Here is a 14706-nt window from a genome sequence, read left to right as displayed (position 1 = left end):
CACCCGGCCCTGACTAGCCCAGCCCACGGGGAATCACAATGAAACCTGGCGTGAGTGTGCCGCATTCCCGGGCCATTGCCTGTTTTTTGTGCATTCATGCCGGTGCGATCTGTCCGATTGCCCTCTCTCCGCCAAGGCCCTATGCAATGACCCGAGGAGTGCCCGAGATGACCACCGCCGCCCTGATCGTCGCCGCCGGACGCGGCACCCGCGCCGGGGGCGACCTGCCGAAGCAATGGCAGGTCGTGGCGGGCCGGCCCGTGGCCGCGTGGACGCTGGCCGCGTTTGCCCGCCATCCCCGCATCGACCATGTCCTGATGGTCGTTCACCCCGACGACCGGGCGCTGGCCCCCGATGGCGTCGAAACCGTCGCGGGCGGTGCCACGCGCGCCGCGTCGGTCCGCGCGGGGCTCGAGGCACTGGCGGGGCGCGGCATCGACAAGGTGCTGATCCACGACGTCGCCCGCGCCTGCGTGGATGCGGGCGTGATCGACGCGGTGCTTGACGCGCTGGACACATCCGAAGGGGCGGCGCCGGGGCTGGCGGTCACCGATGCGCTGTGGCGTGGGGCGGATCACGTCACCGGCACCGAATCGCGCGACGGGCTCTACCGCGCACAGACACCGCAGGGCTTTCGCTTCGACGCGATCCTTGCCGCCCACCGGGCGCATCCCGGCGAGGCCGCCGACGATGTCGCGGTCGCCCGCGCCGCCGGGATCGGCGTTATGATTACCCGTGGCTCCGAAGACAACATCAAGATCACGCAGCCGGGCGATTTCGCCCGCGCCGCCGCGATACTGGAAGGACGACAGATGACAGCACCCGATATCCGGCTTGGCAACGGCTACGACGTGCACCGTTTCGGCCCCGGCGATCACGTCATGCTGTGCGGCCTGCGCGTGCCGCATGACCGCGCGCTGCAGGGCCATTCCGACGCCGACGTGGGGATGCACGCGATCACCGACGCGATCTATGGCGCGCTGGCGATGGGCGATATCGGCCGCCATTTCCCGCCCGGCGATCCGCAATGGAAGGGCGCGGAAAGCCATATCTTCCTGCGCCACGCGGTCGAACTGGCGCGCGACCGGGGCTTTGCCGTATCGAATATCGACTGCACGCTGATCTGCGAACGGCCCAAGATCGGCCCGCACGCCGATGCGATGCAACAGGCGCTGGCAGACATCACCGGGCTCGAGGCCGGGCGCATTTCCGTCAAGGCCACCACCTCCGAGCGGCTGGGCTTTACCGGGCGCGAGGAAGGCATCGCCGCAATCGCAACCGCAACACTGGTGAAAACATGAAGCTGTCACGCATCGTTTCGATCTTTTTCGGCGCCGGGCTGCTGCGCCCCGCCCCCGGCACCTGGGGTTCGGTCGTGGCCGTGGCGCTGGGGCTGGTGATCCACGGCATCGGGAACTTTCCGCTGCTGGCAGCCGCGACGCTGGCCGCAATCGGCTGGGGCCTGTGGGCGTGCGAGGTGGAACTGGCCGCGAAACCGGGGCAGGACCCCTCGGAAATCGTGATCGACGAGGTGGCGGGCCAGTGGGTCGCGCTGCTGTTCCCGTCCTTCGGGTTCTGGATGATGGGGCTGGACAACTGGCATTTCCCCTATCCCGGCTGGGTCGCGGCGCTGGTGTTCTTTCGCCTGTTCGACATCTGGAAACCCTGGCTGGTGGGCCGCGCCGACCGCCGCCACGACGCCACCGGCGTGATGCTGGACGATCTCTGGGCCGGCGTGTTCGCCGGTGTCGCCACGATGATCGCCGCCGGCCTCAGCCACGGGTTGCTGATGTGAGCCTGCCCGCCGACATACTTGCCGCCTGCACGGCGCGCGGCTGGATGATCGCCACCGCCGAATCCTGCACCGGCGGCATGGTGGGCGCGGCGATCACCGACGTGGCGGGATCGTCCGCGATCTATGATCGCGGCTTTGTCACCTACACCAACGACGCCAAGGAGCAGATGCTGGGCGTCACGCGCGCCACGCTGGCCGCGCATGGCGCCGTCAGCGAAGAGGTCGCGCGCGAAATGGCCGAAGGGGCGCTGTGGCGGTCGAACGCGCAGCTTGCGGTGGCAATCACCGGCATCGCCGGCCCCGGCGGGTCCGAGCACAAGCCCGAGGGGCGCGTCTGTTTCGGCCTGGCCGTCGAGGGCGAGATCACCCTGACCGAAACGGTGGAGTTCGGCGCGCGCGGCCGCGCCGGGGTGCGCAAGGCCGCGCGCGATCACGCGCTGGCGCTGCTGCTGCGCGCCGCCGGGCGGGGGTGACGCGCGCGGATCAGAACCGCGCGCCCAGCCCGTGCAACAGCCGCGCGCCGGTTTCATAATAAAGCCCGCGCAGCGCGGTGCCGCTTTCACCGTGACGCACGACCGGGGCCAGCGGCAGGCCGGTCTCATCCCCCTCCAGCAACGCCTTTGCGGCGGCCTGGCCCAGCACCGTGCCCGGCGCGATGCCCCGGCCCGAATAGCCGAACACCGCCAGCGCCCCCGGCCCGAGACGCAGGATTTTCGGGATCTTGTCGCCGCTCATCCCGATCCGGCCCGACCAGAAATAGGCCAGTTCCGCCCCGGCGGCCTGCGGGAAGAGCCGCGCCAGCGCCCGCCGTGCCCAGCCCGCGTGCAGCCCCATCGCGTCCGGCTTGCCCATCGCGCCGAGGATCACCCGCCCGGCGGCGTCCTTGCGATAGGATGTCATAACCAGCCCGGTATCCCACGCGCCCTCGCCCCGCGGCAGGATCGTGTCCGCGACGGCGGGCGGCAGCGGTTCGGTGGCAAGCTGAAAGAAATGCACCGGTGTCATCGGCGGCAGATCGGCGCCCTCGGCCCCCCGGTGATAGGCGTTCGTCGCCAGCAGCAGCGCCCCGGCCCGCACGCGGCCGCCCGCGAAATCCACCTGCCAGCCCGTCCCGTCGCGCCGGATGGCCGCGACCGCCGCGCCCTCGACGATCCGCGCGCCAAGGCCCGCCGCCGCCCGCGCCAGCCCGCGCACATAGCCCATCGGCTGCACCGTGCCCGCCCGCGCATCGTGCAGCGCGCCGTGGATGCGCCCGCTGCCCAGCCGCGCGCACGCCTCGGCGGGGTCCAGCAGCGTGACCGGCGCTTGCCGCGCAAGTTGCTGGCGGTGGCGTTCGCGCAGATCGGCAAAGCCCCGGCGCGCATGCGCGCAATGCAGCGTGCCCGCCTGCGCCGCCTCGCAGGCGATGCCATGCCGGCCGATCAGCCCGAACACCTGTTCCGGCGCCCCGGCCAGCGCCGCGTTCAGCCGCGCACCCGGCCCCTGCCCCAGCGCTTGCTCCACCCGGTCGGGCGGCAGCCACAGCCCGGCATTCACCAGCCCCACGTTGCGCCCCGATCCGCCGTGGCCCACGCGCTCGGCCTCGAGCACGATCACGCTGGCGCCCGCCTGCGCGGCCTCAAGCGCGGCGGCGCAGCCGGTGAACCCGCCGCCGATCACCACAAGGTCGGCGGCATGATCCCCGGTCAGGGACACGCCCGGCACCGTCTCGGCGCAGCTTGCCTGCCACAGGTTGCCATTCATGCGCATATCTCCCGCGCCGCCGCCACGATCCCCTCGGCCGAGGGCAGCGTCGCGGCATAGGCCGGGCCGGTGGCGATAAAGCAATCCTCGGCGGCGATGCGGCGCGCGTCCGGGCGGCCATGTTCCGCCATCAGCGTCATCAGCGCCTCGGACTGGCTGCCGGTGCGGCGACATTCGTCGACGATCAGCACCCGGTCGCAGCCCTGAACCGCCGCCATGACCGCACCGGGGTCGAGCGGCGCCAGCCAGCGCAGGTCGATCACCCGCGCGGCGATGCCCCGATCCGCCAGCCGCGCCTGCGCCTGCCGCGACAGGTAATGCCCGTTGCCATAGGTCACGATGGCCAGGTCGGTGCCGTCGCCATGCACGCCCAGATCGCCCGGCGCGATCCCGGCCCCCGGATCGGGATAGCGCGTCAGCCAGCCGCCATCGCCCTCTTCCAGCAGGTCGCGCATCGGGTAGAGCGCGATGGGCTCGACCATCACCACCACGCGCCCCTCTTCACGCGCCATGCGCAGGGCGGCGCGGTGCATCGCCACCGCGTCGGCCCCGGTGCTTGGGCAGCCGATCACCAGCCCCGGAATGTCGCGCAGCACGGCCAGCGAGTTGTCGTTGTGGAAATGTCCGCCGAACCCGCGCTGGTAACCCAGCCCGGCGATCCGCACCACCATCGGGTTGGCATACTGGCCGTTGCTGAAGAACGGCAGCGTCGCCGCCTCGCCGCGCAGCTGGTCCTCGGCATTGTGCAGATAGGCGAGGAACTGGATTTCCGGCATCGGGATGTATCCCTGCTGCGCCATGCCGATGGACAGGCCGAGGATGGATTGCTCGTCCAGCAGCGAATCGATCACCCGCCCCGGCCCGAACCGGGCCTGCAGCCCTTTGGTGATGCCGTAAACGCCGCCCTTCTTCCCGATATCCTCGCCCGCCATGACAAGGCCGGGGGTTTCCAGCATCAAATCGGCCAGCCCGAGGTTCAGCAGCTTGTTCATCGGCTGCGGCTCGTCCAGCGCGCGCAGGTCGGCCGCGCCGAACATCGCCGCGCGCGCCTGCGGGTCGGGGCCGTTCAGCCGCGGCAGGTCGCGTTTCGGCGGCAGAAGCGCGGCCATGACCTGCCCCGCATCCGCCAGCTTGGGGCGCGACGCGGCCTTTTCGGCCAGCGCCTCGGTTTCGGCCCAGATGCCGGTATAGATATCCAGCACACCCTGCGCATCCGCGACACCCTCGGCGATCAGCCGCGCGGCGGTGTGGATCAGCGGGTCGTTCGCCTCGGCCTGCGCGATCTCGTCCCTGGGGCGATACCCGGCCTCGACATCCGCGCCGGCATGGCCGTAAAGCCGCACGCAGCCCATGTGCAGCACCGCCGGCCTGCGCCGCCTGCGCACCCGGTCGGCGGCCTTTTTCGCGGCGCGGAAGGTATCGACGATATCCAGCCCGTCACAGGCGAAATACTCCAGCCCCGCCCGCGATTTCAGGCTGTCGGCAACCCAGCCCTCCGGCGTCTTCACCGAGATGCCGATGCCGTTATCCTCGCACACGAACAAAAGCGGCAGCGGCGTGCCCCGGTAGGCCGTCCAGCCCGCCGCGTTCAGCGCCCCCTGCGCCGTGGAATGGTTAAGAGAGGCATCCCCGAACGAGGCCATCACCACCGAATCCGCCGGCCATTCCGCCTGTTCGGGCGGCATCCGGCGGCTCATCCCGATGGCGAATGCCGCGCCCATCGCCTTGGGCAGGTGGCTGGCGATGGTCGAGGTCTGCGGCGGAATGTTGAGCGTTTTCGACCCCAGCACCTTGTGCCGCCCGCCGCTGGTGGGATCGTCGGACGAGGCGGTGAAACTCAGCAGCATGTCCCACAGCGGCGTCTGCCCCGGCACCTGCCCGGCGCGCGCGATCTGGAACGCGGCGTCGCGGTAATGCAGGAAGGCCGGGTCGCTCACCCGCAGCGCATGCGCGATGGCGGCGTTGCCCTCGTGCCCGGACGAGCCGATGGTATAGAACCCCTGCCCCTTCGATTGCAGCACCCGCGCCATGCGGTCGAGCTGCCGGCTGGTCACCTGCGCGCGAAACAGCGCCAGCAGGTCCGCCGCCGCCAGCCCCGCATCGGCGGCCCGGCCCTTGGGCACGGGCAGGTCGCCCTCTGCCACCCTGCGCAGAAACCCCTCATGCACGCGCGTCGCCGGATCCATGCCGCCCCCCGTTCGTTGCCTCGGAACCGTGATACGCCCCGGCCCGGCCCGATGCCAAGACGTTGCATGAAAAAGCGGTGTGGAAACCGTGGCCTTTCATGACGGTTGAACGACGCACCCGCCCGGAACAGCCGCGCAACAGAAGGGCATCGCACGGCCGCGGTCGGGCGATCCGACATTTGTTGCGGTCACTTTATCGCGCAGCCTCTTCCCACCTCAGACCGTGGCACCTGCGGCTGTTCCGGGCGGGGTGCTGACAAAAGCGCCGCACAACAGCCCCAAAACGAAAAAGGGCCGCCCCGCAAGACGGCCCTTTCCCAAACCCTCGAAAGGTCAGAAGAACGCCTGCAACCCGGTCTGCGCACGGCCCAGAATCAGCGCATGAACGTCATGGGTGCCCTCGTAGGTGTTCACCGTTTCCAGGTTCACCGCGTGGCGGATCACGCCGAATTCCAGGCTGATACCGTTGCCGCCATGCATGTCGCGCGCCATCCGCGCGATATCCAGCGCCTTGCCGCAATTGTTGCGCTTGACGATGGAAATCATCTCGGGCGCGGCATTGGCCTCGTCCATCAGGCGACCGACGCGCAAGGATGCCTGCAGCCCCAGCGCGATCTCGGTCTGCATGTCGGCCAGCTTTTTCTGGTAAAGCTGGGTCTGCGCCAGCGGGCGCTTGAACTGGTGCCGGTCCAGCCCGTATTGCCGCGCGCCGTGCCAGCAGAACTCGGCCGCCCCCATCACGCCCCAGCTGATGCCATAGCGTGCGCGGTTCAGGCAGCCGAACGGGCCCTTCAGCCCCTCGACATGCGGCAGCAGCGCGTCTTCGCCGACCTCGACCCCGTCCATCACGATCTCGCCGGTGATCGAGGCGCGCAGGCTCATCTTCTTCTCGATCTTCGGCGCGCTCAGCCCCTTTGCGCCCTTTTCCAGCACGAAACCGCGGATCTTGCCGCCATGCGCCTCGGATTTGGCCCAGACCACGAAGACATCCGCGATCGGGCTGTTCGAGATCCACATTTTCGAGCCGGTCAGCACATAGCCGCCTTCGGTCTTGACCGCGCGGGTCTTCATCCCCGCCGGGTCGCTGCCCGCATCGGGTTCGGTCAGGCCGAAACAGCCGATCCATTCGCCGCTGGCCAGTTTCGGCAGGTATTTCCTGCGCTGTTCCTCCGAGCCATAGGCATAGATCGGATACATCACCAGGCTGGACTGCACCGACATCATCGAGCGATAGCCGGAATCGACGCGCTCGACCTCGCGCGCGACAAGGCCATAGGTCACGTAACCGGCGCCGATGCCGCCATATTCCTCGGGGATGGTGGTGCCCAGCAGGCCCATCTCGCCCATCTCGGCAAAGATCGCCGGATCGGTTTTCTCGTCCTGGAATGCGTCCAGAACGCGCGGCTGCAGCTTTTCGGCGCAATAGGCGCGGGCGCTGTCGCGCACCATGCGCTCATCCTCGGTCAGCTGGTCGTCCAGACGGAACGGGTCTTCCCAGTCGAACCGGCCCAGGTCGGGCATGTCCTTGGCGCGCAGGGCGGGTTTGTCGTCGGGCATGTCGCTCTCCTATATATCGCGGGCTTTATGCGTTTTCCTTGCAATAGCACGGGCAAACCGCCATGAATATCGCGTTTTCCGCATCAACTCATGAGGTTTTGGAATACATGCTTGCGCCACGCCGCTACCTGCCCTCGCTCTCCGCCCTGCGTGCGCTCGAGGCGCTCGACCGCCTGGGCAGCGCCACCGCCGCCGCGGCCGAGCTGAACCTGACGCAAAGCGCGGTCAGCCGGCAATTGCAGGGGCTCGAGGATCAGCTGGGCGTGACGCTCATCCACCGCAGCGGGCGGCGGATGCAACTGACCGCCGCCGCCGGCGACTACGTGGCCGAGGTGCGCGCCGCGCTGCAGCAGATCGCGCAGGCCGGGCTGCGCCTGCACAGCACCCCCGCGGGCGCGGGCACGGTCAGCCTGGCGATCCTGCCCACCTTCGGAATGCGCTGGCTGGTGCCGCGCCTGCCGGAATTCACCCGCCGCCATGCCGAGGTCACGGTGAACCTGTCGACCTGCCTGCGCGCCGTGAACTTCGACACCGAACCCTATGACGCCGCCATATTTTTCGGCGCCACGCCCCCCGGCGACTGCCACGCGCTGCGGCTGCGCAGCGAAAGCGTGATCGCGGTCTGCGCCCCCGAATTGCTGCCCGATGGCGGCCTGAACGCGGCGCAGGACATCCTCGCCCTGCCGCTCCTCCATATCCAGACCCGTCCCGGCGCCTGGGCCGAGTGGCTGGCCCATCACGGCATCGCCGCGCGCGGGCAGTCCGGCATGGTCTACGACCAGTTCAACACGATCACCCAGGCCGCGCTGCACGGGCTGGGCGTGGCGCTGCTGCCCGATTATCTGGCCGAGCAGGACCTCGCCACCGGGCGACTGATGCCGGTTTGGGGCGGGCCGGTGGAAAGCGCGGGCGCCTATCACCTGGTCTGGCCGAAATCCCGCGCCGCCGGCCCCGCGCTGATCGCCTTTCGCGACTGGATGGCCACGCAGGCCGAGGACGGCGATTCCCTGCCGCGCTGACGATTGCGCGCGCCCGTCCCTTCATCGTTCCGAAAATACTCGGGGGGTCCGGGGGGCAACGCCCCCGTCCGGCCCGCCCTATCCCAGCGCGTAGCCCGCGCCGCGCACCGTGCGCAGCGGGTCGGTGCCGCCATGGCGCGTCAGCGCCTTGCGCAACCGCCCGATATGCACGTCCACCGTGCGGGTATCGACATAGATGTCGCGCCCCCAGACCCGGTCCAGCAACTGCTCGCGGCTCCAGACCCGGCCGGGTTTTTCCATAAAGGTCGACAGCAGCCGGAACTCGGTCGGCCCAAGCTTCAGCGGCGCGCCGTCGCGGGTGACGCGGTGGGTTTCCGCGTCCAGCACGATATCCTCGTATTCCAGCCGCAGCCCGGCCGCCGCGGGCCGGGTGCGGCGCAGTTGCGCGCGCACCCGCGCCATCAGCTCGACGATGGAATAGGGTTTCACGACATAATCGTCCGCCCCGGTTTCCAGCCCGCGCACGCGGTCCACCTCGTCGGAGCGCGCCGACAGCATGATGATCGGCACCGAGCGGGTTTCGGGGCGCAGCTTCAGGCGGCGGCAGACCTCGATCCCCGACAGGTTGGGCATCATCCAGTCCAGCACGATGATGTCGGGGTGTTCCTCGTCCACCAGCATCAGCGCGTCCTCGCCATTGTCGGCGCTGGTCACGCGGAACCCCTCGGCCTCGAGGTTATAGGCCAGCACCTCGCGCTGCGCCGGCTCGTCCTCGACAAGCAGGACGGTGGGCTGATCGGCTGACATGGCGCGTTACCCTTCGTCCTCGGTCTCGTCGAAGGCACCGCCCGTCGTGTCCACCTTGGGCCGGCTCTCCTCGGGCATTTCGCCGGTGACGAGATACACGGTCTGCTCGGCGATGGCGGTGACGTGATCGCCCATGCGCTCGGTGTTCTTGGCGATGAAATGCAGGTGCATGCAGGCGGTGATGTTGCGCGGGTCCTCCATCATGAATGTCAGGAATTCGCGGAACAGCGCGTTATACATCTGGTCCACGTCCGCATCGCGGTGGATCACGTCCTGCGCAAGGGCGGCGTCACGCTGGATATAGGCGTCCAGCGCATCCTTGAGCATCAGCTGCACCTCGCGCGCCATCCGGCGCAGCGCCGAATGCGCGCCGTTGATCGCCGGCATCTGCACCAGAACGCCGGTGCGCTTGGCCATGTTCTTGGCGTAGTCGCCGATGCGCTCCAGGTTGCCCGAGATCTTCATCACGCTCAGCACCACGCGCAGATCGACCGCGGTCGGGGCGCGCAGCGCGATGACGCGGGCGGCATCCTCGTTGATCATCTCTTCCAGTTCGTCGATGGCGCGGTCGCTCTTGCGCACCTTCTCGGCCAGTTCCTCGTCGCGCTCTTCCAGCGAACGGGCGGCTTCCAGGATCGCTTCTTCGACCAGCCCACCCATTTTCAGGATTCTGGCCTGGATCGCTTCGAGGTCGCGATCGAAAGACGAGACGATATGTTCCTTGCTGTCGTGCATCTGCGTCACTCCCTCAGCCGATCCGGCCGGTGATGTAGCTTTCGGTGCGGGGATCTTCGGGGTTGGTGAAGATCTGGCTGGTGTCGCCGAATTCCACCAGGTTGCCGAGGTGGAAAAAGGCGGTCTTCTGGCTGACGCGCGCGGCCTGCTGCATCGAGTGGGTGACGATCACCACCGAATAGTTCTGCCGCAGCTCGTCGATCAGCTCCTCGACCTGCGCGGTTGCGATCGGGTCGAGCGCCGAGCACGGCTCGTCCATCAGCAGAACCTCGGGCTCGGTCGCCACGGCGCGCGCGATGCACAGCCGCTGCTGCTGGCCGCCCGACAGCCCGGTGCCCGGCGCATCCAGCCGGTCCTTGACCTCGTCCCAGATCGCGCCGCGGCGCAGGGCGCGCTCCACGATCTCGTCCAGGTCGGCCTTGCTGCGGGCCATGCCGTGAATACGCGGGCCATAGGCGATGTTGTCGTAGATCGACTTGGGAAACGGGTTGGGTTTCTGGAACACCATGCCCACCTTGGCGCGCAGCTGCACCGGGTCGACCTTGGGGTCATAGATATCCTCGCCGTCCAGCTCGATCAGCCCCTCGACGCGGCAGATGTCGATGGTGTCGTTCATCCGGTTCAGGCAGCGCAGGAAGGTCGACTTGCCGCAGCCCGACGGGCCGATGAAAGCGGTGACCGTATTGCCGGCGATATCAACGTCGACATCCTTGATGGCATGGGTGTCGCCGTAATAGACCTGCACGTTGCGGGCCGAAATCTTGGTGTCTGTCTGCTGCACGCTCTGCTCCGTGTTGACTGCGTCGTACATAGCGATTTCCCTTTTATCTTACCACCGGCGCTCGAAGCGGCGGCGTAGCAGGATGGCGATGATGTTCATGGTCATCAGGAACACCAGCAGGATGATGATGCCGCCCCAGGCGCGTTCGTAATAGGCGGGGTCGGCACGCTTGGCCCATTCGTAGATCTGCGCCGGCATGGCCGAGTTGGGGTCGATGAACCCGCCGGCCAGCCCCTCGGGATAGTTGGTGGCGATATAGCCCACCATCCCGATCAGCAGCAGCGGCGCGGTTTCCCCCAGCGCCTGCGCCAGGCCGATGATCGTGCCGGTCAGGATGCCGGGCATGGCCAGCGGCAGCACGTGGTGAAAGACCGATTGCATCTTGGACGCCCCCACCCCCAGCGCCGCGTCGCGGATCGAGGGCGGCACCGCCTTGAGCGAGGCGCGCGTCGAGATGATGATCGTCGGCAGCGTCATCAGCGTCAGCACCAGCCCGCCCACCAGCGGCGCGGATTGCGGCAGGTGCATGAACTGGATGAACACCGCAAGGCCAAGGATGCCGAACACGATCGAGGGCACCGCGGCGAGGTTCGAGATATTGACCTCGATGATGTCGGTCAGCCGGTTCTTGGATGCAAATTCCTCAAGATAGATCGAGGCGGCGACGCCGACCGGCAGCGACAGGCCCAGCACCACCAGCATCATGAAGAACGACCCCAGGATCGACACGCCCAGCCCGGCCTGTTCGGGGCGGCTTTCCGAGGCGTCGGCGCCGGTGATGAAACTGGCGTTGAACCCCTTGGCAATGATCCCTTCGTCGCGCAGGGCATCCACCAGGTCCAGGTGTTCGGCGTCGATATTCTTGTCGCGCGCCACCGAGTCGCGGCTGACCCGGCCCTTGAGGTAGCCATCGACGCGGCTGGCCGCCAGCAGCCGGAATTCCACCGTCTGGCCGATCAGGTCGGGGTTGGCGATCACCTCGTCGCGCACGATGGCGGCGGCCGAGGCCGAGATCAGCGCCTTCATGTCCTTGGCGTCGTCGAACGGGGTGTCGATCCCCAGTTCGGTCACCTTGTCGAACACCGCCTGCTGGATCAGCGGGGTATAGCCGAAGGTGGACACCTTCTTGATATCCTCGATATTGCGGTCGCCCGCCTTGTCCAGCCTGGCCGGGTCCAGATAGACCTGCGCGGCGATAAAGCTCTGCTGGAACGCGCCGACACCGTTGCCGATGATCGCGGTCAGCAGGACGACCAGGAAGACAAGGCCGATCGCCACCGCCGACAGGCCGTAGAATTTGAATCGTGCCTCGGCCGCGTTGCGCTTTCTGGTGCGCGCGTCCTGGACGTGCAGGCTGCCCTTGACGGCAGGCGCATCCATCGGACCCGGAGTGCTGGTTGCGTCGGTCATTCGTACTGCTCCCGGTATTTGCGCACGATGTAGAGGGCCAGGACGTTCAGCCCCAGCGTCACGATGAAAAGCGTCATGCCAAGCGCGAAGGCCACCAGCGCCTCGGGGCTGGCGAAATCGGCGTCGCCCGTCAGCTGGCTGACGATCTTGGCGGTCACGGTGGTCATGGCGTCAAAGGGGTTCATGCTCAGCCGTGCGGCGGCCCCTGCCCCCAGCACCACGATCATGGTTTCGCCGATGGCGCGGCTGGCGGCCAGCAGGACCGCGCCCACGATCCCCGGCAGCGCGGCGGGAATGACGACCTGGCGGATGGTTTCCGATTTCGTCGCCCCCAGCCCGTAAGAGCCGTCGCGCATCGATTGCGGCACCGCGTTGATGATGTCGTCGGACAGCGACGACACGAAGGGGATCAGCATGATGCCCATGACGATGCCCGCCGTCATCACCGCCGTGCCGGCCTGCATCCAGCCCAGCCCTTGACCGCCGAAGATGCCCAGCAGCAGCGGCCCGACCGTCAGCAGCGCGAAAAGGCCGTAAACGATGGTCGGGATACCGGCCAGCACCTCAAGCAGCGGCTTGGCCATGGCGCGCACCTTGGGCCCGGCATATTCCGAGAGGTAAATCGCCGCGAACAACCCGATCGGCACCGCCACCGCCAGCGCGATGAACGAGATGTAGAACGTGCCCCACAGCAGCGGCAGGATGCCCAGTTGCGAGCCGCCGCCGAAACTGGGCGCCCAGGTCAGGCCGAAAAAGAAATCCGCCGCGGGATAGAGCCGGAAGAATTCGATGGTGTTGAAGACAAGGCTCAGCACGATGCCGATCGTGGTCAGCACCGCGATCGACGCGGCCCCCAGCAGCAGGGCGCGAATGCCTGACTCGACCACGTTGCGGGCGCGGAACCCGGCCGATGTGCGGCGCAGGGCGAAGGCGAAACCGCCGACCGCCGCGGCCAGCACGACCACCGTCATCCAGAACCGCCCGGTCGCCGTCATGCCGCGATATTTCTGCGCCGCGCTCAGGATTTCCGGGCTGACATCCGATCCGAGCGCCACGCCCACCGATCCCAGCTTGTCGCGCACATTGGTGAATTCGGAACGGATCGACTGTGCCTCGTCCGGGGTCATCGCCCCCGCCGACACCGCCGCATCCAGGCCGTCGGCCACCCGGCGCACATCGCTCATCACAAGGCCCAGCGTGGTATCCTCGGACACCGCCCGGTCGGGCAGCAGGCCGGAAACCGCGTTGTTGACCAGCACCGGCTGAACCAGCAGCCACACGATCAGGATCAGGAAGGACGGAACCAGAACCATCAGCGCCACGTGCCAGCCGTAATAGGCCGGCAGCGAATGCAGGTTGCGGATATTGCCCCCGCCCGAGGACAGCGCGCGCACGCGCCCGGCCAGGAACCCGGCCGCGGCCAGGGCAAGGACGATGAGGGCAAGCCAGAAAACAGGCATGTCGGCTCCGTTTTGCGGAAAAACAATCTGAAAGGGGGTGCGGGGCGCGCGCACGGGCGCACCCCGCGAAAGCGGCTTACATGCCGCCGCCCATGGTCTGCTCGTCAGCCACGGCGGCCTGCGTCTGGGCCAGTTCCGGGTCCGACACCAGCCCGTATTCGGACAGCGGGCCATCGGGGCCGGCGATCTCGTCGCTGACGAAGAACTCGGCATATTCCTTCAGGCCGGGGATCACGCCGATATGCGCCTTCTTGACGTAGAAGAACAGCGGGCGCGACACCGGGTATTCGCCCGACGCGATGGTTTCGGTCGAGGGCGCGATGCCCGACATGGTGGCGACCTTCAGCTTGTCGGTGTTGTTCTCGTAGAACGCCAGGCCGAACACGCCCACGCCGTTCGCGTTCGAGTCGATCCGCGCCAGCGTTTCGGTATAGTCGCCGTCGATATCGACCGACTTGCCGTCGGTGCGCACCGCGATGCAGGCGTCCTCGGCGTCGTCCTCGGACATGCCGCCGTCGATCATCGCCTGGAACGCGCCGGTGATCTCGCAGCCCACGGCCAGCACCTTTTCCTCGAACACTTCGCGCGTGCCGTGCTTGGTGCCGGGGATGAAGGCGGAGATTTCGACATCGGGCAGGTCGGCGTTGAACTCGGCCCAGGTGGTATAGGGGTTGTCGACCAGCGCGCCGTCCTTCAGCACCTTGGGCGCCAGCGCGTTGTAAAGGTCGGCGGGCTCGAACGCGGTGAAGGCCGGGCCGTCGATCTGGCTGGCGAACACGATACCGTCATAGCCGATGCGCACTTCGATGATGTCGGTCACGCCGTTCGCGGCGCAGGCTTCGATTTCCTTTTCGCGGATGGCGCGCGATGCGTTGGCGATGTCGATGCTGTTTTCGCCCACGCCTTCGCAGAACCGCTTGAGCCCGGCCGACGATCCGCCGGATTCGACCACCGGTGTCGGAAAGTCGAAATTCTCGCCGAAGGCTTCGGCCACGATCGAGGCATAGGGCAGCACCGTCGACGAGCCGGCAACCTGCACGTTGTCACGGGCATGGGCGGCCGAGGCCGACACGGCCGCGATGGCCAATGCGGATGCGGTCAGTTTCAGGGTCATGGATAAGCTCCTGTCCGAATATGTCTATGATCATCCCCACGATGATCCCGGGGCCCGTGCTACGCCCCGCGTGCTGAGCTTTTGTGACAGTTGCGTAACAGTTTTATGACAACCGCCCGGGGCCCATGAGACCCTGCC

General features: G+C 67.8%; 13 protein-coding genes. 4 read left to right on the top strand and 9 right to left on the bottom strand.

What is annotated here, in order from left to right; all coding sequences use genetic code 11:
• The first annotated feature begins 167 nt into the window (after nucleotides 1-167).
• Genes F3H87_RS05240 through F3H87_RS05230 form a run of 3 tightly spaced genes read left to right on the top strand, consistent with a single transcriptional unit; the run spans nucleotide 168 to nucleotide 2268 of the window.
• On the top strand, nucleotides 168-1301 hold the full coding sequence (locus F3H87_RS05240; protein WP_149786104.1) for a bifunctional 2-C-methyl-D-erythritol 4-phosphate cytidylyltransferase/2-C-methyl-D-erythritol 2,4-cyclodiphosphate synthase: 1134 nt from the start codon (nucleotides 168-170) through the stop codon (nucleotides 1299-1301).
• Nucleotides 1298-1795 (top strand): phosphatidylglycerophosphatase A family protein, encoded by a 498-nt coding sequence (locus F3H87_RS05235; protein ID WP_149786105.1) that lies wholly within the window; start codon nucleotides 1298-1300, stop codon nucleotides 1793-1795. The genes F3H87_RS05240 and F3H87_RS05235 overlap by 4 nt, the downstream gene beginning before the upstream one ends.
• Nucleotides 1792-2268, top strand: coding sequence for a CinA family protein (locus F3H87_RS05230; RefSeq protein WP_149786106.1), 477 nt, complete (start codon nucleotides 1792-1794; stop codon nucleotides 2266-2268). The genes F3H87_RS05235 and F3H87_RS05230 overlap by 4 nt, the downstream gene beginning before the upstream one ends.
• Nucleotides 2269-2278: 10 nt before the next feature.
• On the opposite strand, the gene F3H87_RS05225 is transcribed toward F3H87_RS05230, so the two are convergent.
• The 3 genes from F3H87_RS05225 to F3H87_RS05215 all read right to left on the bottom strand — a co-directional run bounded on the left by F3H87_RS05225 (nucleotide 2279) and on the right by F3H87_RS05215 (nucleotide 7281).
• Nucleotides 2279-3538, bottom strand: coding sequence for an NAD(P)/FAD-dependent oxidoreductase (locus F3H87_RS05225; protein ID WP_317511086.1), 1260 nt, complete (start codon nucleotides 3536-3538; stop codon nucleotides 2279-2281).
• Nucleotides 3535-5724, bottom strand: a complete 2190-nt coding sequence (locus tag F3H87_RS05220; protein ID WP_149786108.1) for a dehydrogenase E1 component subunit alpha/beta — start codon at nucleotides 5722-5724, stop codon at nucleotides 3535-3537. Before F3H87_RS05220 ends, F3H87_RS05225 begins: the two co-directional genes overlap by 4 nt.
• Nucleotides 5725-6057: 333 nt before the next feature.
• On the bottom strand, nucleotides 6058-7281 hold the full coding sequence (locus F3H87_RS05215; RefSeq protein WP_149786109.1) for an acyl-CoA dehydrogenase: 1224 nt from the start codon (nucleotides 7279-7281) through the stop codon (nucleotides 6058-6060).
• 107 nt (nucleotides 7282-7388) lie between these two features.
• On the opposite strand from F3H87_RS05215, the gene F3H87_RS05210 reads away from it, so the two are divergent.
• Nucleotides 7389-8300 (top strand): LysR substrate-binding domain-containing protein, encoded by a 912-nt coding sequence (locus F3H87_RS05210; RefSeq protein WP_149786110.1) that lies wholly within the window; start codon nucleotides 7389-7391, stop codon nucleotides 8298-8300.
• 78 nt (nucleotides 8301-8378) lie between these two features.
• Here F3H87_RS05210 and phoB read toward each other — a convergent pair whose 3' ends face one another.
• From phoB to F3H87_RS05180, 6 genes are all read right to left on the bottom strand, one after another.
• Nucleotides 8379-9068, bottom strand: coding sequence for a phosphate regulon transcriptional regulator PhoB (phoB, locus tag F3H87_RS05205; protein WP_149786111.1), 690 nt, complete (start codon nucleotides 9066-9068; stop codon nucleotides 8379-8381).
• A 6-nt stretch (nucleotides 9069-9074) separates the two neighbouring features.
• A complete protein-coding gene (gene phoU, locus F3H87_RS05200; RefSeq protein WP_149786112.1) occupies nucleotides 9075-9803 on the bottom strand; it encodes a phosphate signaling complex protein PhoU in 729 nt (242 codons plus the stop codon).
• A 13-nt stretch (nucleotides 9804-9816) separates the two neighbouring features.
• Nucleotides 9817-10614 carry a phosphate ABC transporter ATP-binding protein PstB gene (gene pstB, locus F3H87_RS05195; protein WP_149786113.1) on the bottom strand — a complete coding sequence of 266 codons (798 nt, stop codon included), beginning with the start codon at nucleotides 10612-10614 and terminating at the stop codon, nucleotides 9817-9819.
• Nucleotides 10615-10632: 18 nt separating this feature from the next.
• Complete coding sequence (gene pstA, locus F3H87_RS05190; protein ID WP_149786114.1) at nucleotides 10633-11994, bottom strand: phosphate ABC transporter permease PstA; 1362 nt, start codon at nucleotides 11992-11994, stop codon at nucleotides 10633-10635.
• Complete coding sequence (pstC, locus tag F3H87_RS05185; protein WP_149786115.1) at nucleotides 11991-13454, bottom strand: phosphate ABC transporter permease subunit PstC; 1464 nt, start codon at nucleotides 13452-13454, stop codon at nucleotides 11991-11993. The genes pstA and pstC overlap by 4 nt, the downstream gene beginning before the upstream one ends.
• A 76-nt stretch (nucleotides 13455-13530) precedes the next feature.
• Nucleotides 13531-14568, bottom strand: coding sequence for a substrate-binding domain-containing protein (locus F3H87_RS05180; RefSeq protein ID WP_149786116.1), 1038 nt, complete (start codon nucleotides 14566-14568; stop codon nucleotides 13531-13533).
• Nucleotides 14569-14706 lie beyond the last annotated feature (138 nt).

Origin of the sequence: Lutimaribacter pacificus (assembly GCF_900142185.1) — a bacterium.
Classification (GTDB): domain Bacteria; phylum Pseudomonadota; class Alphaproteobacteria; order Rhodobacterales; family Rhodobacteraceae; genus Lutimaribacter; species Lutimaribacter pacificus.
The sequence above is the reverse complement of the archived record's forward strand: the minus strand, read 5'-3'. Positions and strand labels throughout refer to the sequence as shown.

Bases quoted from the DNA above. Each gene is read 5' to 3' on its own strand.
- pstB (WP_149786113.1), bottom strand. From the start codon at position 10,614: ATGTACGACGCAGTCAACACGGAGCAGAGCGTGCAGCAGACAGACACC.
- phoB (WP_149786111.1), bottom strand. From the start codon at position 9,068: ATGTCAGCCGATCAGCCCACCGTCCTGCTTGTCGAGGACGAGCCGGCG.
- pstA (WP_149786114.1), bottom strand. From the start codon at position 11,994: ATGACCGACGCAACCAGCACTCCGGGTCCGATGGATGCGCCTGCCGTC.
- F3H87_RS05210 (WP_149786110.1), top strand. From the start codon at position 7,389: ATGCTTGCGCCACGCCGCTACCTGCCCTCGCTCTCCGCCCTGCGTGCG.
- pstC (WP_149786115.1), bottom strand. From the start codon at position 13,454: ATGCCTGTTTTCTGGCTTGCCCTCATCGTCCTTGCCCTGGCCGCGGCC.
- F3H87_RS05215 (WP_149786109.1), bottom strand. From the start codon at position 7,281: ATGCCCGACGACAAACCCGCCCTGCGCGCCAAGGACATGCCCGACCTG.
- F3H87_RS05235 (WP_149786105.1), top strand. From the start codon at position 1,298: ATGAAGCTGTCACGCATCGTTTCGATCTTTTTCGGCGCCGGGCTGCTG.
- F3H87_RS05180 (WP_149786116.1), bottom strand. From the start codon at position 14,568: ATGACCCTGAAACTGACCGCATCCGCATTGGCCATCGCGGCCGTGTCG.
- F3H87_RS05240 (WP_149786104.1), top strand. From the start codon at position 168: ATGACCACCGCCGCCCTGATCGTCGCCGCCGGACGCGGCACCCGCGCC.
- phoU (WP_149786112.1), bottom strand. From the start codon at position 9,803: ATGCACGACAGCAAGGAACATATCGTCTCGTCTTTCGATCGCGACCTC.
- F3H87_RS05220 (WP_149786108.1), bottom strand. From the start codon at position 5,724: ATGGATCCGGCGACGCGCGTGCATGAGGGGTTTCTGCGCAGGGTGGCA.
- F3H87_RS05225 (WP_317511086.1), bottom strand. From the start codon at position 3,538: ATGAATGGCAACCTGTGGCAGGCAAGCTGCGCCGAGACGGTGCCGGGC.